Below are 22622 nucleotides of genomic sequence, written 5' to 3'. Positions count from 1 at the left end.
GCCACCGGAACCCCGGCGGCCGTACCACACACGCGACGACCGCCGGTCGCCCCGGCGGCCGGCACACCGCGCGGCATCCGTTCCGACGTCCGACCGTGATCCGGAGTTACCACTGTGCGTTCCGCCGAGCAAAGCCCCGGCAGCCGGCAAGACCCCACCGCCGGCATATCCCTTCCCTACGACCCGGCGTCCGGCAAGGAGACGCTGGGCTCGATCTGGCGCGAGGTGCTCCGGATCGAGCGGTTAGACCCCCAGGAGAGCTTCTTCGAGCTGGGCGGCGACTCCCTGCTCGCCGCGCAGATCGTGGTGCGCATCCGGGAACGGCTCGGTGTCGAGATCCCGGTGCGCGACATCTTCGTCCACCCCACGCTGGACGAACTCGCCGATGCCGTGGCCACCGTCGCGGCGGCCGGCGAAGCCGCCGAGGCGGCCGCTCCGGCCGGCCCGGCCGGGCCCCACCCGCAGCGCGCGGCGGCCGAGGACGGCACCGCGCAGCCGGTGATGTCCGCCAACCAGGAACAGATGTGGTTCCTGCACAAGCTCACCCCGAACGACCCGGTCTACAACGGCTCCCGGAGCATCCGGGTGCGCGGCGCGCTGGACCTCGACGTCCTGGAGTGGGCCCTCACCGAGGTCTACCGCCGCCACGAGGCACTGCGCACCAGCTACCGGGAGGAGAACGGCACCCCCGTGCCGGTCGTCCACGAGCCGCGCCCGGTGCGCATCGAGCGGGCGGACCTGTCCGGACTCCCCGAGGACGAACGGGAGGTGGCCCGCGCCCGCCGGGTGTCGGCGGAGCTGGCCCGGCCGTTCTCGCTCGCGGACTACCCGCTGGAGCGCTGGCTGGCGATACGCCTGGGCCCCGACGAGCACGAACTGCTGGTCGTGGCCCATCACATCCTGCACGACGGCTGGTCCTTCGCCGTCGAGCTGCGCGAGGTCGAGACCCTGTACAACGCCCGCGCGGCCGGCCGGGACGCCGGTCTGCCGGCCCCGGCGCTCCAGCACGGCGGCTACGCCCGGCAGCAGCGCGAGGAGCAGGACGGCCCCGCGATGCGCGGCCATCTCGCCTACTGGCAGGAGCAGTTGGCCGACTACTCCGGTGTGCTGAGCATGCCGACCGACCGGCCCCGGCCGCCGGTCCAGACGACCCGGGGCCGCCGGGTGTACAGCGAGGTCCCGGCCGGTCTGCTGGACGGCCTCGGCAGGCTGCGCCGCAGCGACGGGGTCAGCCCCTTCATGGCGCTCTTCGCGTGCTTCACCGCCGTCCTGCACCGCTACAGCGGTGACACCGACATCTGCGTCGGCACCCCCCTGGCCAACCGCCGCAGCCCGGCGGAAGAAGAGATGGTCGGGATGGTGATGAACAGCGCCGCGCTGCGCACCCGCGTCTCGCCCGAGCTGCCGTTCAGCCGGCTGCTGAAGCAGGTGCGGGACACGGTCCTGGACGCCGCGGCGCACCAGGCGTGCCCGCTGCCGGTCGTCATCGACGCCCTCGGCGTCCCCCGCACCCCGGCGCACCCCCCGCTGTTCCAGACCATGGTCACCGCGCACGACCACACCGAGGCCGCGCCGCGGTTCGGTGACTGCGAGTCGTCCATCACCGAGCCGTTCAACGACACGGTGAAGATGGACCTGCACCTCATCGTGGTGCCCCAGGACAAGAAGCACGCCTCCGGTGAGCGGACCGCCGACGACGGCATCGCGCTGATCTGGGAGTACAACGCGGACCTCTTCGACACCGGAACGGTGGAGTCGATCGCCGCGGCCTTCCAGGAGCTGCTGGCCCACGCGCTTCAGGCCCCGGAGACCCCCGTCGGCGAGCTGCGGCTGCTGGACGAGGACCGGGCCGGGGAGCGCCTGCGCGAGTGGAGCGCCCCGCAGCCCGTGGACCCGGCCGCGCACGAACTGCCGGTGCACCGCCGGGTGCAGCGGCAGGCGCAGGCACAGCCCGGCAAGGCCGCCGTGGTGGAGGCCGGCCGGACCATGACCTACGGCGAGCTGGACGAGGGCGCCGAGCGCCTGGCCGCCCGGCTGAAGCAGTCCGGGGCGGCCCGGGGCACGGTGATCGCCGTCTGCCTGCCGATCGGCGCCGACCTGGTCCTCGCGGAGCTGGCGGTGCTCAAGTCGGGCGCCACGTTCCTGCCCCTCGACCCCGGCCAGCCGCAGGCGCGGATGGACGGCATGCTGGAGGACGCCGACGCGCTCGCCGTGATCACGAGCGAGGAGCTGCGGGACCGGTTCCCGGGCCGGCGGTGCCTGACGGTCCGGGACGGCCGCGCGGAGGACGGCCGGACCGGGGAACCCGTCGCGGACGAGGCCGGGCCCGACGACATCGCGTACATCATCTTCACGTCCGGCTCCACCGGCCGGCCCAAGGGCGTGGAGGTGCCGCACCGCGGGCTCGGCCATCTGGCCTCCTGGTACGTCCGGGAGTACGAGGTCACCCCCGACGACGCGGCCACCCTGCTGATCTCCCCCGGGTTCGACGTGTCCCAGCTGGAGATCTGGCCGGCCCTGGCGGCCGGGGCGACCCTGCACTGCCCGGACCGGGCCACGGTGCTCGTCGCCGCGGACTACCAGGCGTGGCTGCGGGAGAACTCCATCACCCTCACCGTCCTGCCGACCGCCATAGCCGCACCGCTGCTGGACCGGGAGTGGGACGCGGACACCACGCTGCGCATGATGCTGGTCGCCGGTGAGCGGCTGACCGCACGGCCCCGCCCCGGCACCCCGTTCCGCTTCGTCAACGCCTACGGCCCGACCGAGGCCACCGTGCTGAGCACGGCCGGCACGGTCCGCACCCGCGAGGACGAGCCGGGGGACCCGCCCATCGGCCGGCCGCTGCCGGGCTGGACGGTCCGGGTGCTGGACCGCGCGCTGCGACCGGTGCCGCCCGGCGTGATCGGCGAGCTCTACATCGGCGGCGTGGGCGTGGCCCAGGGCTACCGCAACCGCCCCGAGCTGACCGAGGAGCGCTTCCTGGCCGACCCGTTCGCCGCGGACCCCGGCGCCCGGATGTACCGCACCGGGGACCTGGCCCGGCTCCGTGCCGACGGTGAGATCGAGTTCATCGGGCGCATGGACGAGCAGGTCAAGCTGCGCGGATACCGCATCGAGCTGGGCGAGATCACGGCCGCGCTGCGCACCCACCCGCAGGTCGGCGACGCCCATGTGCTGGTGCGTACGGCGGGTGACACCCCGTCCGGCGACCCCGCCGACCGGCAGCTGGTGGCGTACGTGGTGCCGGCGGGCCCGGACACCGAGCCGGCCGCGGCCGAGCTGCGCGAGCATCTGTCCCGCGCGGTGCCCGAGTACATGGTCCCGGCCGCGTTCGTCACGCTGACCCATCTGCCGCTCAACCCGAGCGGCAAGGTCGACGCCAAGCGGCTTCCGGCGCCCGTCCGGCAGCCGGCGGCCGCGGTCCGGCCGCCCGCCGGTGAGCTGGAGCGGCAGATCGCCGGCATCTGGCAGGAGGTGCTCGGGGTCGAGGGCGTCGGCTCGCACCAGAGCTTCTTCGACCTGGGCGGGCACTCGCTGCTGCTGACCCGGGTGCAGCACCGGCTGGACGCCGATCTGGGCATCAAGGCACCGCTGATGACCCTGTTCGAGTTCCCCACGGTGCACTCCCTGGCCGCGCATCTCAGCGGGGAGGCGGCGGAGCCGCTCGCCGCACCCGTCCAGCGCGGCAGCGGCACGGGCGGTCCCGAGCCGATCGCCGTGGTCGGCATGTCCGGGCGCTTCCCCGGGGCGGCCGATGTCGGCGCGTTCTGGGAGAACCTGTGCGACGGCGTCGAGTCGATCACCCAGCTGGGCCCGGTCGAGCCCGACGGGGAGGGACTCACCGCGTTCGGCCTGCTGGACTCCCCCGCGGAGTTCGACGCGGCCTTCTTCGGCTACTCGCCGCGTGAGGCCCTGCTGATCGACCCCCAGCAGCGCGTCTTCCTGGAGGTCGCCCACAGCGCCCTGGAGAACGCCGGTCTGGTGCCGGAGCCGGATGGCCCGTCCGTCGGCATCTTCGCCGGCGGCAGCATGACGACGTACTACTCCACGCTCCAGTCGCAGCGCGGCAAGCTGCCGTTCGCCGACGACTGGCAGTTCCGGATCTCCACCGCGCCCGACTACCTGACCAGCCGCGCCGCCCACAAGCTGGGGCTGAACGGTCCCGCGGTGACGGTGGCGACCGCCTGCTCCACCTCGCTGACGGCGATCCACCTGGCCGCGCAGGCGCTGGCGTCCGGGGACTGCGACGTCGCGCTGGCCGGCGGTGCCGGGGTGCGGGTGCCGCTGCTGCCGGTGCGGTACACCGAGGGCGGCCCGTTCGCGGTGGACGGCCAGGTCCGGGCGTTCGACGCGGACGCCGACGGAATCGTCGGGGGCAGCGCCGCCGCGGTGGTGGTGCTCAAGCGGCTGTCGGACGCGGTCGCCGCCGGTGACCACATCCACGCCGTGCTGCGCGGGTCGGCCGTCAACAACGACGCGGGCGAGAAGATCGGCTTCACCGCGCCGAGCATCGACGGCCAGGCCAAGGTCATCCGGGCCGCGCACCTGGCCGCCGGGATCGAGCCCGACTCGATCGGCTACGTCGAGGCGCACGGCACCGGCACCCGGCTCGGCGACCCCATCGAGGTGGCCGCGCTCACCAAGGCGTTCCGGGCCGGGACCGACCGCGCGGGCTTCTGCTGGCTCGGCTCGGTCAAGACCAACATCGGGCACACCGACGCGGCCGCCGGTGTCGTCGGGTTCATCAAGGCCGTCCTGGCGGTGGAGAAGGGCGTCATCCCGCCGAGCCTGAACTTCGAACGCCCGAACCCGGAGATCGACTTCGAGACGAGCCCGTTCCGGGTCAACACCGAGCTGCGCCCGTGGCAGCCGTCCGCGGGCCCGCGCCGGGCCGGTGTCAGCGCGCTGGGCATCGGCGGCACCAACGCCCATGTCGTCGTCGAGCAGCCGCCGGCGTGCGAGCCCGCCCGGCCCACCGGCACCCCGCAGCTGCTGCCGCTGTCGGCCGCCTCCGAGGCGGCGCTGGACCGGCTGACCGAGGACCTCGCCGAGCGCCTCGCCGGGGAGCCCCAACTGCCGCTCGCCGACGTGGCGTTCACCCTCCAGCGGGGCCGGCGCGCGTATCCCTTCCGCCGGTTCGTGGTGGGCCAGGACACCGCGGAGGTCGCGCGGGCCCTGACCTCCGGAAACACCCGCCGGGTGCCGACCTCCGCCGGCGCGCCCGCCGAGCGGCCGGCGGCCTTCATGTTCCCCGGTCAGGGCGGTCAGCACGTCGGCATGGCGCGGGACCTGTACGAGCACAACGCCGTGTTCCGCCGGCATGTCGACGAGGCCTTCGAGGCGGCGCACGAGCGCCTCGGCCTGGACCTGCGCAGCATCGTCTACCCCGACCCGCGGGACGCGGAGGCGGTGGCGGAGGCCGGGCGCCGGATCAACACCATCACCGTCGCCCAGCCCGCGGTGTTCATCCTGGAGTACGCGCTGGGCCGGCTCTGGCAGCACTGGGGCGTCCAGCCGAGCGCCCTGGTCGGCCACAGCCTCGGGGCGTACGCAGCGGCATGCACCGCGGGGGTGTTCTCGCTCGCGGACGGCATCTCCCTGGTGGGTCTGCGCGGGCAGCTGCTGTCCACGGTCGAGGCCGGGGCCATGCTCGCCGTCAAGCGGCCCGAGGCGGAGGTGCTGCCGCTGCTGCCCGACTCCGTCACGGTGGGGGCGGTGAACGGCCCCGGGCAGGTGACCGTGTCGGGCCGCGAGGCCGACATCGACCTGCTGGCCGCGCAACTGACCGAGAAGGGGATCGACTTCCGCAAGCTGAAGATCTCCGGTGCCGGTCACTCCCCCCTGGTGGAGCCGGTCCTGGACAAGTTCGGGGCCGCGGTGGCCGCGATCGAGCTGCACGAGCCCACCGTGCCCTTCGTGTCCGACATGACGGGCACCTGGGCGGAGCCGGGACAGCTGACCGACCCGGCGTACTGGACGGCGCACATGCGCAACGCGGTCCGGTTCGGGGACGCGGTCTCCACCCTGCTCGCGGACCCGGAGCGGATCCTGCTGGAGGTCGGGCCGGGCATGACGCTGACCACGCTGTCGCGTCAGCACCCCGAGCTGAGCGACCACCAGCTGGTGCTCCAGTCCCAGCCGCACCCCACCGATCCGGCCTCCGCGCTGTCCGTCGCCCTGGAGGCGCTCGGCAGGCTCTGGCTGACCGGTGCCCCGGTCGACTTCGGCCGGGTGCAGGACGCGGCGGGCCGGCGCCGGGCCAAGCTGCCCGGCCACCCGCTGGACCGGCGCCACTTCCTGGTGGAGCCGGCCGATCCCGGGACCGCAGGGGGGACCGCGCAGGCCACCCCGGACGCGTGGCTGGGCCGTACGCCGGGCGCCGCCTCCCCCGCCGCCCGGCCGCAGACCGAGGCCGCGGCGGCCGAACCGGGCACCGAGACCGAGGAGCGGATCGCGGAGACCTTCCGGCAGCTCCTCGGCCTGGACGAGGTCGACCCGGACGACAGCCTCTTCGACCTGGGCGGTGACTCCGTCCTGGTCACCCGGCTGGCCGCCTGGCTGCGGGACACCTACGGCATCCCGCTGGAGGCCCGGGAGATCTTCACCACCCCGACCGTCGCGGGCCTCGCCGAACTGACCGAGCGCCGGCTGAAGGAGAGCGAGCACTGATGGCCGACAAGTCACCGTGGCTGGTGCGCCGGCGGCGGCGCCCGGAGGCGTCCCTGCGCCTGTACTGCTTCCCGCACAGCGGCGGTTCGCCCGGCGAGTACGTGCGCTGGGCGGACGAGCTGCCGGACGTGGAGGTCTGGGGCATCCAGCCGCCCGGGCGCGGCACCCGGGTCATGGAGACCCCGCTGGACTCCATCGACACCTTCGTCCAGGGCCTCGTCGAGTCCGTCGACTTCGCCGGTCCGTTCGTGTTCTTCGGGCACAGCCTCGGCGGGCTGACCGCCTTCGAGACGGCCCGCGCGCTGCGCGCGGCGGGCCGTCCGCTGCCCGAGCGGCTGGTGCTGTCCGCCTACCCGGCGCCGCACCTGCCGCACCCGCGCAGCCCGCTGCACACCCTCGGCGACGACGAGCTGCTCGCCGCCGTCAACGAGCGCTACGGCGGGCTGCCCGCGCCGCTGCTCGCGGACCCGGAGCTGGTACGGCTCGTGCTGCCCGCCTACCGGGCCGACTTCACCATCTTCGAGACCTACCAGCACGTCCGCCAGGAGCCGTTGGACATCCCGATCTCGGTGCTGGGCGGGGAGAGCGACCTGGCGTCGCCGTATCTGCCCCAGTGGCGGGAGCACACCACGGCCGAGTGCACCGTGGAGCTGTTCCCCGGCGGACATTTCTACCTCCGGGAACATCCGGAGGCGTTCATGCAGGCGCTGAGGAAGCTGATATGACCGTGAGTGTCCTTCAGGAGATGAGCCGGGGCGGGTTCCCCTGGGACCGGCTGCGCTCCTTCCCCCGGCAGTCCGAGGCGGACCGGCGGGCCGGGGACGAGGCGGTCCGGGCGATGACGCGGGTGCTGGACACCCATGTCCCGGACGGCCTGGACGGCCGGAGCGAGCTGCCCGGCGGGCTGCTCGACGCGCTCCACGAGGCCGGCTTCCTGGCGATGCTGCTGCCCCGCGAGGACGGCGGCCTGGCGCTGTCGGACTACAACGGCTTCCGGGTGCTGGAGACGGCCGCCGAGCGCGCCCCGGCCATCAGCATGCTGCTGTCCGCGCACAACGCCCTCGGCCCGATCGCCTTCCTGCCCGCGGTGCCCGACGGCGAACTGCGCGAGCTGCTCGCCAAGCACGTGGCCGCCGGCACCGTGGGCGCGCTGGCCAGCACCGAGCCCGAGGGCGCGGGCAACACGGGCCGGTCCACGGTGGCCCGGCCCACCGCGGACGGGTCCGGGTACCTGCTCACCGGCGAGAAGATGTTCATCACCAACGGAGCCGCGGCCGGCCTGGTCGCGGTGACCGCGACCGTCGAGGGCGGCGGGGACGGCGACCAGGTGGGCCTGTTCTTCGTCGAGCTGCCCGCCGAGGGCTTCGAGGTGGTCGCCCACCACGCGTTCATGGGCCTGCACGCCACCCCGATCTCGCATCTGCGGCTGACCGAGGTGTTCGTCCCGGCCGGGCACACGCTGCCCGCGCAGGCCGAGTGGCGCAGGGCCTCGCCGTACGCGGAGATCCACGCGCTGGCCCGGGTCTATGTGACCAGCGCGCCGTCGATGGCACTCGCCCGGCGCTGCCTGGAGTGGTCCCGCTCCTTCGTGGCCGAGCGGGCCGTGGACGGCCGGGAGCTGGCGTCGTACGAGGCGATCCGGCAGCTGCTCGCCGAGTCCGTCGCGGACGTCTACGCCATGGACAGCGCGGTCCGCTGGGCCATGCTGCACACCGACGCCACCGCCCTGAACTGGGAGCGGGACGCGCTGAAGAACCTCACCTCGATGACGGCGTGGCGGGTGGTGGACCGTACGGTGTCGCTGCTGGGCGCGCGGGGGTACGAGACCGCGGACAGCAAGGCGGCGCGCGGTCTGGCCCCGCACCCCGTGGAGCAGGCGCAACGGGAGATCCGCGGCATGCGGGTCGCCGGTGGCGTCGACTTCAACCTCGACCGGTATCTGGCCGCGCGAATGCTCGCCGGCTACTACCGGGACGGCGGCCAGGTGCTGCCCGGCACCGACGGCGCCCTGGATGCGGGTGCCCTGTCGCCCGGCAACCGCGCCCACCTGGAGGCGGTGCGCGAGGACGTCGGGCGGCTGGCCCGTATCTGCCGCGAGCTGACCGGCGCACAGCCGGCCGCCGAGCTGCTGGAGCGGCAGCAGACGCTGATCGCCGTCAACCGCATCGCCACCGAACTGTTCACGATGGCCGTCGTACTGGCGCGGGCCGCCCAGGCCGACGAGCAGCACGAGCCGAACGCCCAGGACCTCGCGGCCGTCGTCTGCGACGGCGCGCGGGCGCGGCTGGCCCCGCTGTGGGAGCAGGTGGCCGAGGAGCCGCCGGCGGCCTACGGGCGGCTGGTCCGCGCCCTGCTGGACGGCGCACCCGACCATCTCCTCCACCCGTGATCCCCGACCGACCCCACGAGCACCGAAGGAAGACCATGACGACCCTCACCGAAGCCGTCACGACGGGGAGCAGCGGCGAGGAGCTGCTGCGGCACCCGGTTCCCGAGCAGTACCGGGCCGCGTTCGTCCGCGCCGAGGACACGGAGCTGTTCACCGGCGTGGAGGACAAGGACGTACGCAAGTCCCTGCACGTCGGCGATGTGCCCATGCCCGAACTGGCCCCGGACGAGGTGCTGGTCGGGGTCATGGCCAGCGCCATCAACTACAACACCGTCTGGTCGGCGATGTTCGAGCCGCTGCCGACGTTCGGGTTCCTCAAGCACCTCGCCTCCCAGGGCGGTTGGCACGCCCGGCACGACCAGCCGTACCACGTCCTCGGCTCCGACGCGTCCGGTGTCGTGGTGCGCGTCGGCTCCGCCGTCCAGCACTGGAAGCCCGGCGACCACGTCGTGATCGCCACGGCCCATGTCAACGACCAGGAGCCGGCCAGCCACGCCGACAGCATGCTCGGCGAGGACCAGCGAGCCTGGGGCTTCGAGACCAACTTCGGCGGCCTCGCGGACTACACGGTGGTGCGCGCCAGCCAGCTGCTGCCCAAGGCCGCGCATCTGTCCTGGGAGGAGGCGGCCGTCAACCCGCTGTGCGCGGCCACCGCCTACCGCATGCTGGTCAGTGACCGGGGCGCCCGGATGAAGCAGGGCGACGTGGTGCTCATCTGGGGCGCGAGCGGCGGTCTGGGGTCCTACGCCGTGCAGTTCGTGCGCAACGGCGGCGGCACGTCCATCGGCGTGGTCAGTTCCCCGGAGAAGGCCGAGATCCTGGCCGGCCTGGGCTGCGACGTCGTCATCGACCGCACCGAGATCGAGCAGGGCGACCCCGGCAGCCTCCAGCGGCCGGAGGGCTGGAAGCGCCTGGGCAAGGCGATCCGCAAGGCGGTCGGCGAGGACCCGCACATCGTGTTCGAGCACGTCGGCAAGGCGACCTTCGCGGCGTCGGTGTTCCTCGCCCGGCGCGGCGGCACGGTCGTCACCTGCGGTTCCAGCACCGGCTACCAGCACCAGTTCGACAACCGCTACCTGTGGATGAAGCTGAAGCGCATCATCGGCAGCCACGGCGCCAACCTCCAGGAGCAGTGGGAGACCAACCGCCTGATCCAGCAGGGCCGGGTCGTTCCCGCCCTGTCGGCCGTCTACCGGCTGGACGAGGTGGCCGAGGCCGCGCGCAGCATCCAGACCAACCGCCACATCGGCAAGGTCGGTGTCCTGTGCCTGGCCCCCGAGCCGGGGCTCGGCATCACCGATCCCGCCACCCGGGCGCGGATCGGCGAGGACCGGCTGCACGCCTTCCGCGCCGCGGACGGTGGCAGGTGAGGGAGCAGCTGTCGGCGGTCCTGGCGGAGTCCGGCGAGTCCGGACGCCCCAGGCTGACCGCGCAGGAGGTGGCCGCGCTGCCGGTGCCCGAGTCCTACCGGGCGGCCGTGCTGCTGCGCGAGGAGACGGAGATGTTCGCCGGGATGAGCAGCGCGGACAAGGACCCGCGCAAGTCCCTGCACGTCCAGGAGGTGCCCACCCCGGAACTCGGCCCGGGCGAGGCGCTGGTGGCCGTCATGGCCAGCTCCGTCAACTACAACACCGTATGGTCGTCGACCTTCGAACCGGTACCGACCTTCGCGTTCCTGGAGCGGTACGGGCGTACCTCGCCGCTCGCCGGGCGGCACGACCTGCCGTACCACGTGATCGGTTCGGACCTGGCCGGTGTGGTGCTGCGCACCGGCCCGGGGGTCAACGCCTGGAAGCCCGGTGACGAGGTCGTCGCGCACTGTCTGTCCGTGGAGCTGGAGTCCCCGGACGGGCACGACGACACGCTGCTCGACCCGGAGCAGCGGATCTGGGGGTTCGAGACCAACTTCGGCGGGCTCGCCGAGCTGGCCCTGGTCAAGTCCAACCAGCTGATGCCCAAGCCCGGGCACCTCACCTGGGAGGAGGCCGCCGCCCCCGGGCTGGTGAACTCCACCGCCTACCGGCAGCTGGTCTCCCGCAACGGCGCGGGCATGAAGGTCGGCGACAACGTTCTGATCTGGGGCGCGAGCGGCGGGCTCGGCAGTTACGCGACCCAGCTCGCGCTGGTCGGCGGCGCCACCCCGATCTGTGTGGTCTCCAGCGAGCAGAAGGCGGAGATCTGCCGGCGGATGGGCGCCGAGGCGATCATCGACCGCAGTGCCGAGGACTACCGGTTCTGGAAGGACGAGCACACCCAGGACCCGAAGGAGTGGCGCCGGTTCGGCTCCCGGATCCGTGAGCTGACCGGTGGCGAGGACGTCGACATCGTCTTCGAGCACCCGGGACGGGAGACCTTCGGCGCCTCGGTCTACGCGGCCCGCAAGGGTGGCACGATCGTCACCTGCGCGTCGACGTCCGGTTACCAGCACCAGTTCGACAACCGCTACCTGTGGATGTCGCTGAAGCGCATCATCGGCTCGCACTTCGCGAACTACCGCGAGGCGTGGCAGGCCAACCGGCTGATCGGCAAGGGGCGGATCCATCCGACCCTGTCGCGGGTCTACCCGCTGCAGGAGGTCGGGCAGGCCGCCTACGACGTCCACCGCAACCTCCACCACGGCAAGGTCGGCGTCCTGGCACTCGCCCCGCAGGAAGGGCTGGGGGTGCGGGACGCGGAGCTGCGCGCCCGCCACCGGCACGCCATCAACCGCTTCCGCACCGGGACCGGCCCCGTATGAGCCGGCCCCACCGCGGTTCGCTCGACTGAACAGGACCGCCGCTCGCCGGAGCCGCCGGCGGGCGGCACGGAACGGTTCGATCCGCGCACGGTGAAGAGAGGTGTCCAGTGACAGGCACACAGCAGGTCGAGGAAGTACTGCGTCGGGTCGACGGCCGCGCCGGTCCGCGTGTCGTCCGCGTTCCGGCGCAGCCCGCCAGAGGAGAGATCGCGGACCACCACGCCGTCGAGTACTTCGAGCTGACGGAGAGCCTGCTGCGGACGGTGCGCAGGGAAGTGCTCTTCGTCAACTGCCAGATGAACGGATACCGCCGGGAGGAAATCGACCGGGCCCGGGAGAGCATCACCGCCCTGGGCAGCCGGTCGGTCACGACGTCCGTGATCTGCCCTCCGGACGAGCTGGACGGCCACGGCCGGCTGGAGTTCCTGGAGCGGATCAGCCGGGAGAACGGGGCCCGGGTCCGGATCAGCACCGTGGATCTGCACGGGATGGTGGTCTTCGACCGCAAGCGGATCCTGATGTGGCAGTCCGGGCAGAGCCGCCGCTGTGTCCTGGTGCACTCCCCCGTCGTGGTCGAGCCGCTGATCGCCCTGCTCGACGCGGCCTGGAACGGGGCCTGCGACCTGGACAGGTTCCTCCACTACCAGCGCAACATCCTGGACGAGAAGACCCCGCAGATCCTGCGGCTGCTCGGCTCTGGCCGCAAGGACGAGGTCGCCGCCCGCCAGCTCGGCATCTCGGTGCGCACGTACCGGCGGTGCGTGGCGAGCCTGATGGAGGTGCTGGGGGCGGAGTCCCGGTTCGAGGCCGGGGTGAAGGCGGCCGCGCTGGGGCTCATCGACGTCGACGCGGACGTCGACGTCGACGTCGAGCCCGTCGAGCGGCAGCCCCGCGGGTCCGGTTCCTTCGGGCTGGGGCGGTCGCTGCGCGGTGCCGGGGCGGCGGCCCCGTGGGCGGCCCGCTGGTGCCCGAGGTGACCGCGGCCCGTCCCGCCCCCACCCGCGGTTTGGCAGCTTGCTGACTCGTGGGCCGGGGCGGGACGGGCCGCCCCCTACGCTTCCGGCGAGGCGTCCCCGACAGGGCACAGCCCCCACGACGCGACGGAAGAGACCCGGGAACCGTGCACACCACAGCTGCTGACGACGCGACACCGATCTTCGCGCGGGACAAGCGCATCTGGTTCCACCACTGCGACCCGGCCGGCATCGTGTTCTACCCGCAGTATCTGCTGCTCATGAACGAGCTGCTCCAGGAGTGGTTCGAGACCGGATTACGGACGGACTACGCGGGGCTCTTCGCCGAGCGGCGCCTCGGCATCCCCACCGTGCGCCTGGAGTGCGACTTCCACGCGCCGAGCCGGCTGGGCGACACCGTGCGCTTCGCTCTCTCGGTGCCGCGGATCGGCACCAGCTCGTTCCATCTCCGCTTCTCGTGCACCGGCCCGGACCCGTCCGATGTCCGGGTGCAGATCAAAGCCGTCCTGGTGTGCATGTCGCTCGACGAACACCGCCCGGTCCCGATTCCCGACGACATCCGTGACGCGATGCAGGAGTGGCTGGCCCCGGCGGCCGACGCGACGACGTGACAGCGGAAGGACGAGACCGAGATGGCAGACGAACTGATGCTCGTCGACGGGCTGGGGGCGGGCAATTTCTTCCGCACCGCGGCCGCCGTCGACCGCACCGCCGCAGCGAGCGTCATCGAGCTGGACAAGGAGTACCGGCACCCCGAGGGGCATGCGGTACGTGAGTTCGGGCTCGCCGAACTCGACGAGCTGACCGACCGGGTGGCCGCCGGATACCAGCGCGACGGCATCGGGGCCAAGGATCCGGTGGCGGTCTTCCTGGACGAGAGCGTCCGCTATCTGATCCACTACATCGCCCTGACGAAGATCGGCGCCATTCCGGTCTTCCTCAACAGCGGGCTGCGGCCGGACATCGCGGCCGCGTTCATCTCCCGGGTCGGCGCGGTCGCCGTGGTCAGCGACGGCAGGCTGGAGCGTACGGCGCTGGACCTGCCGTACTACGACGCCGAGCCCTACGCCGACGGGCCCTACACGGCGTTCACTCACGCGGACGACGACCCCGTCCTCATCGCGCACACCTCCGGCACCACCGGCGTACCCAAGGCCGTCCAGTTCAACCACCTGGGCTTCTTCTTCGGGATCCGGCAGCAGATCGGGGCCGACCTCGGCCGGCGCGTCCTGTCCGCGCTGCCGCAGAGCCATGCCTCGGCGATCTCCGTGCTGATGTCCTGCGTGGCCCGGGGCAGCCGGGTGCTGCTGATCACCGCGCGCGAGGGCGAGCAACTGGCCTGCGGAATCGAGGAGTTCCGGCCCGAGCTGGTCGCCGCCTTCCCCAAGGTCTTCGTCGACCTGTGCCGGCTCGACCTGGACCGCTACGACTTCGGCTCGGTCGCCCGCTGGATGTCCACCGGTGACGCCAACCACGAGCGGCACATCAGGAAGCTCGTCCAGCTCGGCAACCATCGCGACCGCAGCGGGCAGCCGGCCCCCGGGTCGCTGTTCATCGACAACTTCGGCTCCTCCGAGTTCGGCTTCGCCATGTTCCGCAATGTCCACTCCCCCACCACCAACCGCTACGGACGGTGCATAGGGCGGCCCTTCGACTGGATCGACGCCCAGGTCTTCGACGACAAGGACGAGCCCGCGGCGCACGGCACGGTGGGTCGGCTGGCACTGAAGTCCCCCACGGTGACCGCCGGTTACTGGAACGACTCGCTGCTGAGCGAGAAGAACCGGGTGCGGGGCTACTGGCTCACCGGCGACCTCGCCTACCGCGACGAGGAGGGCCGCTTCTACCACGTCGACCGCACCACCGACAGCATCGACACTGCGCACGGCACCATCTACAGCTGCGAGATCGAGGAATTGATCATGCGGCAGATCCCGGAGGTGTTCGACTGCTCGCTGGTCCACTCCCGGCCGGCCCCCAAGGCCGCGCAGCGGCTGGTGCTCACCGTCGACCTGCCGTCGGCCGGCTCCGATCTGGCGGACCTGCACTCCCGGATCAACGCCGTGCTGGCCCAGCGGGAACTCCCGGTGATCGACCGGCTCGTGGTCAAGGCGCCCGACGAACACATCGGCCTCACCGGGAAGGCACTCAAGCGCACCATGCGGGACGCCTATCAGAGCGTGTGACGCCTTCCCCCTCCCCTCTTCCCCCGGACCACCCGGGCGTGCCGCTCCCCCGACGGCACGCCCGGGTCACTCCTTTCGGTACGTCAGTCAAGGAAAGAACAGCCCATGCCGACACCCAAGCCGCGCACGCCGGCGCCCAGCGCACCCGCCGGGCCCGAACGTCGGACGGCGGCGGTCCGGACGGTCACCTACATCGTGTTCACGCTGTTGCTCGGGGGGACGGTGCCCACCCCGATGTACTCGCTGTACGCCCAGCGGCTCGCTCTCACACCGGTCGTCGTCTCGGCCGTGTTCGCCGCGTTCGCGGTCGGCGCGCTGTGTGCCCTGATGCTCTTCGGCTCGCTGTCCGACCAGATCGGGCGGCGGGCGACGATCGTCCCGGCGGTCTGTCTCGCCCTGGCCGGCTGTGTGGTGTTCGCCTGCTTCCACACCCTGCCCGGCATCATCGCCGGCCGGCTGCTGACCGGCCTCTCGGTGGGGCTGGCCAACGGCGCGGCCACCGCCTGTCTCGGTGAGCTGTTCCAGGACCGCGGCCGGGCCGCGCTGACCTCCTCGGTCGCCAACATGCTGGGCCTCGGGACGGGGGCGCTGCTGTCCGGCGTGCTGGTGCAGTACCTGTCCGCTCCGCTGACGCTGTCGTACCTGGTGCTGGGCGCCCTGCTGCTGCCCGGGCTCGGGCTGCTGCTGATGCCCGAGACGGTACGCCGGGAGGGGCCGGCGCGCTTCCGGCCGCAGCGGCTCGGGGTTCCGGCGCAGATGCGGACGGTGTTCACCGCGATGGCGGTCGCGGTCTTCGGCTCCTTCGCCCTGCTCGGGCTGCTCGCGGCGCTCGCGGGCAAGTTCCTGGTCAGCGGTCTGCACATCACCAGCCATCTGATGGTGGGCGTCGTCGCGTTCTGCGCGTTCAGCTCTGCGGCGGCCGCACAGCTGGTGGGTGCCCGGCTGGCGCCCCGGGTGGGCTCGGTGGCCGGCATGGTGGCGGTCCCGGTCGGGCTCGGCCTGTTCGTGGCCGCGCTGCCGGCCGCGTCCCTCGCGCTCTTCCTGGTCGGGTCGGTGATCGGCGGCGCGGGCAGCGGTCTCGCCTTCCGCGCGGGCCTCGCCATGGTGTCTCACCAGGCGCCGCCGGACCGGGTCGGCCAGGTCGTCTCCAGCTACTTCGCCTCGGCCTATCTGGGCCTGACCGTGCCCGTGCTCGGCATCGGCGTGATGGTCATGGAGCTGCCGCTGCTCACCTCGGCTCTCGTCTTCGCCGTGATCATCAGCCTGCTCGCCGCCCTCAGCATCACGGTCACCGTGGCGACCCGGCCGCGCGCAGCGGCCTGAAGGAACGGACCGGCTCAGGGCCGGTCGGGGAAAGGAGTTCGGCCATGCCGGACAGCGGCGCGACCGCAGTGGATTTCTGGTTCGACCCCATCTGCCCCTGGGCGTGGATGACGTCCCGCTGGATGCTGGAGGTGGAGCGGCAGCGGCCGGTGCGGGTGCGCTGGCATGTGATGAGCCTGTCGGTGCTCAACGAGCACCGGCTCGACGATCTCCCGGAGCGCTACCGGGAGATCGTCCGCACGGGCTGGGGTCCGGTGCGCGTGTGCATCGCCGCCGAGCAGGAGTACGGCGCGGAGGTCCTGGGCCCGCTGTACACCGCGCTGGGCACCCGGCTGCACCCGCAGGGGCTGCCGCGGGACCGGGCGACCCTCACCGCCGCGCTGGCGGAGGCGGGGCTGCCCGAGCGGCTGGCGGACGCCGCGGACACCGACGCCTTCGACGCGGCGCTGCGCGCCTCGCACCGGGAGGGCATCGAGCTGGTCGGCGAGGAGGTGGGCACCCCGGTGATCGCGCTGCCCGGCGCGGACGGCGGCCGCATCGCGTTCTTCGGGCCGGTGGTGACCCCGGCGCCCAAGGGCGAGGAGGCGGCCCGGCTGTGGGACGGGACGCTGCTGGTCGCCTCGACACCGGGCTTCTACGAGATCAAGCGGAGCCGGGAGGCCGGGCCGGTCTTCGCCTGACCCGAGAAGACGGCGTCCCGCCTGCGGGCGGCAGCTTGTTGCCATGTCCCCCCGGGAACGGCAACAAGCTGCCGCCCGTCGCTGTCACCGCACCCTCAGCACGCACAGTGGGATCGTCCGGCAATGAACAATCCCGGGGAGGGGCACATGACCGTCACGGCCTCCGTGCGATCGCGGCGGCCGTTGCCGCTGTCCGGGGTGCCGGGCGCCGCGGTCGGTGTGGTGCCGTCGGCGGCCCCGGCCGCGGCGCGTCCGCGCCCTGGTCCTCCGGGCCGGAGCCGGCCGCCGCTCACCCGGACCGGAAGGCCCGCGCCTCGCTCACCGGCTGGACCGCGCGCCGGGCACCGATCCGATGCCGCAGCAGCCTCTTGGGGGCCGTCCGGCTCCCGGTACTCACCCCCCACCGTCCGCCCGGCTGAACACAGGGAGTCCCACATGCCCTCAGCACGCGTCACGACCACGGCCCACCGCCGCGCCCCGGAGCCGCACACACACCGCCACGCGGCGGCCACCGCCTGCAAAGAGGAGACAGGGCCGCTCAACCCGGCCCTGTTACGGACCTTTGTCGAGGTCTACCGCACCGGCTCCTTCGGCAAGGCCGCCCAGCGGCTGCGCATCTCCCAGCCCGCCGTCACCCAGCAGATCCGGATGCTCGAGGAACGGGTGGGCGTGCCGCTGTTCGTCCGGCACGCCACCGGCTCCCGGCCGACCCCGGCCGCCGAGTCGCTGGCCAGGGACGCCGAGGGCGCGGTCGACGCCCTGGACTTCGTGCTCCAGCGCTACTTCGGCACCGACGGTCCGGCCCGCCCGCTGCGGCTGGGCGCGCCCAGCGACCTGATCGGCGAGCGGATCCTGCCCGCCCTCGCCGACATGCTCGGGGACGGCCTCCAGCTGCGCACCACCCTCGCCCTCTCCGACGTCCTGCTGCCCCAGCTGGCCGCGGGCGAACTCGATGTGATCGTCGTCCGGGTACGGCCCCGGCTGACAGGTGTCACCGCACTGCCCCTGTACGACGAGGAGTGCAGCCTGGTCGCCTCGCCCGAGCTGGCCCGCACCCTGCGGCCCGAGCTGGTGGCCGGCGGTGCGCCGGAGGTGCTGGCCGAGCGGCCGCTGGTCGCCTACGCCGAGTCGGCGCCGCTGATCGACCACTACTGGTGGTCGGTCTTCCACCGGCCGGCGCCCAGTGCGCCGGATGTGGTGGTGCCGGACCACCGGGCGGTGCTGGCCGCGCTCCGGGCGTCGATCGGCATCGCCGTGGTCCCGACGTACCTGTGCGCCGACGACTTCGCCCGCGGCACGCTCGTCCCGCTGCTCGCCCCCGAGATACCGCCGATCACCACCATGTATCTGGCGACCCGTGAGGGGGACGCGGTCTCCCGTCCGCAGGTCGCCGCCGCCCAGAGCAGGCTTCTCGCCTGCGGCCGCGGCTGGAACTGACGCGCCGGACCGCCGGACCCGGCCGGGGATCAGGGGCGGTCGGGGGCGGTCAGCTGCCAGTCGAGGGCGCGCCGGAAGTAGACGAGCGGTTCGCCCGGCGCGGCCTCGCAGCGGGTCACGTCCCCGATCAGGACCGCGTGGTCGCCGTGTTCGACCACCCGGGCCCGCAGGCAGCGCAGATACACCAGCGCGTCGGCCAGCCGGGGCACCGGTCCGTCCCAGGACCACTGCTGCCCGGCGAACTTGTGGCCGGCGCGGCTCGCGAACGCCGCCGCGGCCGCGCCCTGTCCGGCGTGCAGCAGATGGATGCCGAACTCCTCGGCCGCGAGCAGCGGTGTGCAGGAGCGTGACCGCCGGTCGATCGCCAGCAGCACCGACGGCGGTGTCGCGCTGTAGGAGCACAGCGAGGACACCAGCAGCCCGCACGGGCCGCCCTCGAGGCCGGCGGCGGTCACCACGGCGACACCGGACGCCAGGCTGCTCATCGCGTCGCGGAACGTCTCGGGTTCCACCACGGACATCTGCGAATCAAGCACGGTCCACCTCGCATTCGTCGACGGGATGAGCACCTGGCGGCCCGGCGGCTTCGCCGCGGGCGGTCAGCGAGCGGCAGGGCGGAACCGGGGGGCCACCTGCTCGGCGAACAGGCGCAGCGTGCGCTCCGACTCGCGGAAGTCGGTGTAGCCGGAGTTGACCTGGATGCTGACGCACAGGTCGTCGCTGTACTTCTCCCGGGTGGCGTCCAGCTGGCGCACCACGTCGTCCGTGTTGCCGGCCAGGATCCTGCCGTCGCTGAGCGCCTTGCCGAAGTCGTACTCGCGCGCCTTGTCGACGAGCTTGTCGTACCCCTTGTACTGGTCCGAACTCTTGCGCAGCCAGCCCTCGGCGGCCTGGGACATCAGCACGACGTGGTTGTTCTCCATCTCCTCGCCGCGGCGGAGCGCCTCGTCGCGGTCGTCGGAGAGGTAGCAGTTGTACTTGAGCTGGATGCGCGCCGCGCCCGCCCGGTGGCCGGCGTCCGCCCAGCCCTTGCGGTAGGCGGTGAGCATCTCCACCACGGTCTCGGGGCTGACGATCGTCGGCACGATCTGGAGGTGGTAGCCGGCCTGGCCGGCCGCGGCACAGGACTCGGGGCTGGAGGCGGAGGCCACGAACACCGGCGGGCCGGACTGCTGGTAGGGGCGGGGCGACAGCGTGACCGGTCCGAAGGAGTGGAACTCGCCCTCGAAGACGACGTTCTCCTCGGTCCACAGCCGGCGGCAGGCCTCGATGCCCTCGCTGAAGCGGCGGCGGCTCTCGTCGATGGACACGCCCAGCCACTCGAACTCCTGGGGCAGCCAGGCCCGGCCGAAGCCGACGTCCAGGCGTCCCTCGGAGATGTTGTCCAGCATCGCGAGCTTGCTGGCGAGCTGGAGGGGGTGGGAGAAGGCGGGGATGACGGCGCCGGTGGCGACCCGGATGGTCTTGGTGCGGGCGGCGATCGCGGAGAGCAGGGTCACCGGGTCCGGGCTGTAGCCGCCGTACGGGGTGCCGTAGTGCTCGACGGTCTGTACGTGCTCGAAGCCGTACTCCTCCGCGATCTGACTCAACGCGATGGCCTCGCGATAGAACTGGGAGGCGGACTTGTGATCAGGTGTGAAGACCGGGAAAAAGTTCAGACCGAAGTCCACGGGACGCTCCTGAGGGAAGGTTGTGCCGTCGTGGGCAGAGGGTGAGGCGACGAGACGGCCAGCGGTCTCACCGTGCGGCGGCAATCGGCTCCGAAGGGGTCCGCGAGGCACTGCGGATCCCGCCGCTCAAGCCAGGCAACTGTGGCAACCGGCCGCGAGGGCCGTCAAATAGGGTGCGCTATCACCTCGATAAGGGATCTGATCCCTCCGCTGCCCTCTCCCCCCGCCTTCGAGTCAATTCCTATGCCTGGCAAGGGGATTGGGGCCGACCGGTGGCAACGTCGGGGCGTCCCGTCGGCGTCCTTTTGAAGCGGTGGTCGTGAACACTTCCGTCCTCGCCTGTACCGACCGCCGGCCCGCGTGCGGGCTGGATCCTGATCGCGCGGCGCTGCTCGCGCGGGCCGGACTCGTCCCCGAGCACGTAGAGGAGATCGCGCGCCGGGTGGCCGGGAGGAGACCGGCCCCGGGGTGGACCGGGCCACGGCCGCCCTCGAACCCGAAAGCGCCGTCCTGGTGGGCGACTTCACCGCCCGGCAGGACGGGGTGGTGGCGGGGCTGCGGGTCGTGGAGGCCGTGCTGTCCGTCGCCTGCGCCGAGGGGTGGGCTCGCTCACCCACTCCGCGCCCGCGCTCGACATCGCGCTGCGGCTGCGCGGCTGAGCCGGGGCGCGTCCCCGCGGGCCTGTACTCCGCCGGGGCGGCCCAGTGCCACCCCCCTGCCCGAAGGTGCAGGAAGGTGCCACGGCCAGGACGCGGGGGACGGTGCGCCTTCAGCATGGGCTCACCGGAAGCCCCGGCACGCGGAGCCCAGACAGAGAAACGGCATGTCTCCGCGGCGGGGCCCCTGACGGAGGAGCGACGTTGCAACCACTGGCACCGTCCGCGCATCTGGACACCTTCCCCCGCGACAGTCTGCCGCCGCGGCAGGAGTGGCCCGAGCTGGTCTTCGACCTGCCCGAGCTGCGCTATCCCCGGCGGCTCAACTGCGCGGAGGAGCTGCTGGACGCGACCATCGCGCGGTTCGGCGCGCAGCGGCCCGCCCTGCGCGCCGGGTCCGGCCAGGTCTGGTCGTACGGGCTGCTGCGGGAGCATGTCGACCGGATCGCCCGGGTGCTGACCGAGGACCACGGCCTGGTGCCAGGCAACCGCGTGCTGCTGCGCGGACCCAACTCACCCTGGCTGGCCGCCTGTTGGCTCGCCGTGCTGAAGGCGGGCGGGGTGGCGGTGACGACTATGGCGCTGCTGCGCGCCACGGAGCTGCGCGATATCGCGGCCAAGGCCCGCATCGGCCTCGCCCTGTGCCACCGCGGCTACACCGACGAGCTGGAGCGGGCCGGGCCGCCGGGGCTGCGAGTCATGGAGTACGGGGACGCCGGGAGCGAGCTGAACCGGCGCGCCGAGAGCAAGGCCGCGGAGTTCGCCGCGGTGCCGACGGCCGCGGACGACGTCGCCCTGATCGCGTTCACCTCGGGCACCAGCGGGCGGCCCAAGGCGACGATGCACTTCCACCGCGACGTGCTGGCCATCGCGGACACCTTCTCGGCGCGGGTGCTGCGGCCCCGGCCCGACGACCTGTTCGGCGGCAGCCCGCCGCTCGCCTTCACCTTCGGCCTGGGCGGACTGCTGGTCTTCCCGCTGCGGGCGGGGGCGTCGGCGCTGCTGCTGGAGAAGGCCACCCCGGAGGAGCTGTTCACCGCGGTGGGCCGGCACGGCGTCACCGTGCTGTTCACCGCACCCACCGCCTACCGGACGGCGCTGCCCCGGATCGACACCTACGATCTGCGGTCCCTGCGGCGCTGTGTGTCGGCCGGGGAAGCGCTGCCGGCCGACACCTGGCACGCCTTCGAGCGGGCCACCGGCCATCGGATCATCGAGGGCATCGGCTCCACGGAGATGCTGCACGTCTTCATCTCGGCCGCCGACGACGACATCCGGCCGGGCTGGACCGGCCGGCCGGTGCCCGGTTTCCGGGCCCGGGTGGTCGACGAGAAAGGCGCCGTGCTGCCGGACGGCGTGCCGGGGCGGCTCGCGGTGCAGGGGCCGACCGGGTGCCGCTACCTCAGCGACGACCGGCAGCGCGCCCAGGTGCAGCACGGCTGGAACATCACCGGTGACATCTACGTCCGCGACGCCGACGGCTACTTCCGTTACCAGGCCCGCGCCGACGACGTGATCGTCACCGCCGGCTACAACATCGCCGCCCCCGAGGTCGAGCAGGCGGTGCTGCGCCATCCGGCCGTCCTCGACTGCGGGGTGGTCGGCGTGCCCGACGCGGAGCGCGGCTCGGTCGTCAAGAGCTTCGTGGTGCCGGCGCCCGGGGTCGAGCCGAGCAAGCAACTCGCCCGGGACATCCAGGAGTTCGTCAAATCGGAGATAGCCCCGTACAAGTATCCGCGGCTCGTGGAGTTCGTCGCCGCGCTGCCGGTCGGCGCCACCGGGAAGCTCCAGCGCCATGTGCTGCGCGCGGGCGTGCCGGTGGACCGTCCCTGACCGGCCCGGCTTCCGCGCATCCGTTCCGCCGGTCGCGTGCCGTCCCGCCCTTTCTTCTTTTTCGG

Annotated in this window: 14 protein-coding genes; 12 read left to right on the top strand and 2 right to left on the bottom strand. The window is 72.8% G+C overall.

Annotation, left to right across the window (positions count from 1 at the left end):
• Nucleotides 1–114: 114 nt before the first annotated feature.
• From JK361_RS04860 to JK361_RS04810, 11 genes are all read left to right on the top strand, one after another.
• Complete coding sequence (locus JK361_RS04860; protein ID WP_201814401.1) at nucleotides 115–6672, top strand: non-ribosomal peptide synthetase/type I polyketide synthase; 6558 nt, start codon at nucleotides 115–117, stop codon at nucleotides 6670–6672.
• Nucleotides 6672–7397: a thioesterase II family protein gene (locus JK361_RS04855; RefSeq protein WP_201814400.1), complete on the top strand. Its 726-nt coding sequence runs from the start codon at nucleotides 6672–6674 to the stop codon at nucleotides 7395–7397. The genes JK361_RS04860 and JK361_RS04855 overlap by 1 nt, the downstream gene beginning before the upstream one ends.
• Nucleotides 7394–9061, top strand: coding sequence for an acyl-CoA dehydrogenase family protein (locus tag JK361_RS04850; RefSeq protein ID WP_201814399.1), 1668 nt, complete (start codon nucleotides 7394–7396; stop codon nucleotides 9059–9061). Before JK361_RS04855 ends, JK361_RS04850 begins: the two co-directional genes overlap by 4 nt.
• 35 nt (nucleotides 9062–9096) lie before the next feature.
• A complete protein-coding gene (ccrA, locus tag JK361_RS04845; RefSeq protein WP_201814398.1) occupies nucleotides 9097–10431 on the top strand; it encodes a crotonyl-CoA carboxylase/reductase in 1335 nt (444 codons plus the stop codon).
• A 20-nt stretch (nucleotides 10432–10451) separates the two neighbouring features.
• Nucleotides 10452–11798 (top strand): crotonyl-CoA carboxylase/reductase, encoded by a 1347-nt coding sequence (ccrA, locus tag JK361_RS04840; protein ID WP_236052568.1) that lies wholly within the window; start codon nucleotides 10452–10454, stop codon nucleotides 11796–11798.
• A 107-nt stretch (nucleotides 11799–11905) separates the two neighbouring features.
• Nucleotides 11906–12775, top strand: a complete 870-nt coding sequence (locus JK361_RS04835; RefSeq protein WP_201814396.1) for a helix-turn-helix transcriptional regulator — start codon at nucleotides 11906–11908, stop codon at nucleotides 12773–12775.
• Between the two features lie 143 nt (nucleotides 12776–12918).
• Nucleotides 12919–13383: an acyl-CoA thioesterase gene (locus JK361_RS04830; protein ID WP_201814395.1), complete on the top strand. Its 465-nt coding sequence runs from the start codon at nucleotides 12919–12921 to the stop codon at nucleotides 13381–13383.
• A gap of 21 nt (nucleotides 13384–13404) precedes the next feature.
• Nucleotides 13405–14958, top strand: coding sequence for a class I adenylate-forming enzyme family protein (locus tag JK361_RS04825; protein ID WP_201814394.1), 1554 nt, complete (start codon nucleotides 13405–13407; stop codon nucleotides 14956–14958).
• A 105-nt stretch (nucleotides 14959–15063) separates the two neighbouring features.
• On the top strand, nucleotides 15064–16281 hold the full coding sequence (locus JK361_RS04820) for an MFS transporter (RefSeq protein ID WP_201814393.1): 1218 nt from the start codon (nucleotides 15064–15066) through the stop codon (nucleotides 16279–16281).
• 44 nt (nucleotides 16282–16325) lie between these two features.
• Nucleotides 16326–16961: a mycothiol-dependent nitroreductase Rv2466c family protein gene (locus tag JK361_RS04815; RefSeq protein WP_201814392.1), complete on the top strand. Its 636-nt coding sequence runs from the start codon at nucleotides 16326–16328 to the stop codon at nucleotides 16959–16961.
• A gap of 435 nt (nucleotides 16962–17396) precedes the next feature.
• Nucleotides 17397–18398: a LysR family transcriptional regulator gene (locus JK361_RS04810; protein WP_201814391.1), complete on the top strand. Its 1002-nt coding sequence runs from the start codon at nucleotides 17397–17399 to the stop codon at nucleotides 18396–18398.
• Between the two features lie 29 nt (nucleotides 18399–18427).
• Here the strand turns inward: JK361_RS04810 and JK361_RS04805 are convergent, their stop codons facing one another.
• Together JK361_RS04805 and JK361_RS04800 are read right to left on the bottom strand one after the other, a co-directional pair.
• Nucleotides 18428–18934 (bottom strand): flavin reductase family protein, encoded by a 507-nt coding sequence (locus JK361_RS04805; protein ID WP_201814390.1) that lies wholly within the window; start codon nucleotides 18932–18934, stop codon nucleotides 18428–18430.
• 63 nt (nucleotides 18935–18997) lie between these two features.
• Nucleotides 18998–20068: an LLM class flavin-dependent oxidoreductase gene (locus JK361_RS04800; protein ID WP_201814389.1), complete on the bottom strand. Its 1071-nt coding sequence runs from the start codon at nucleotides 20066–20068 to the stop codon at nucleotides 18998–19000.
• An 860-nt stretch (nucleotides 20069–20928) separates the two neighbouring features.
• Between JK361_RS04800 and JK361_RS04795 the strand changes: the two genes are divergently transcribed.
• Nucleotides 20929–22557 (top strand): AMP-binding protein, encoded by a 1629-nt coding sequence (locus tag JK361_RS04795; RefSeq protein ID WP_201814388.1) that lies wholly within the window; start codon nucleotides 20929–20931, stop codon nucleotides 22555–22557.
• Nucleotides 22558–22622: the final 65 nt, after the last annotated feature.

Source organism: Streptomyces musisoli (genome assembly GCF_016741855.1).
GTDB classification, from domain to species: Bacteria; Actinomycetota; Actinomycetes; order Streptomycetales; family Streptomycetaceae; genus Streptomyces; species Streptomyces musisoli.
Note: the sequence above shows the minus strand (reverse complement) of the source record. Positions and strands in the feature narration are given on the sequence as shown.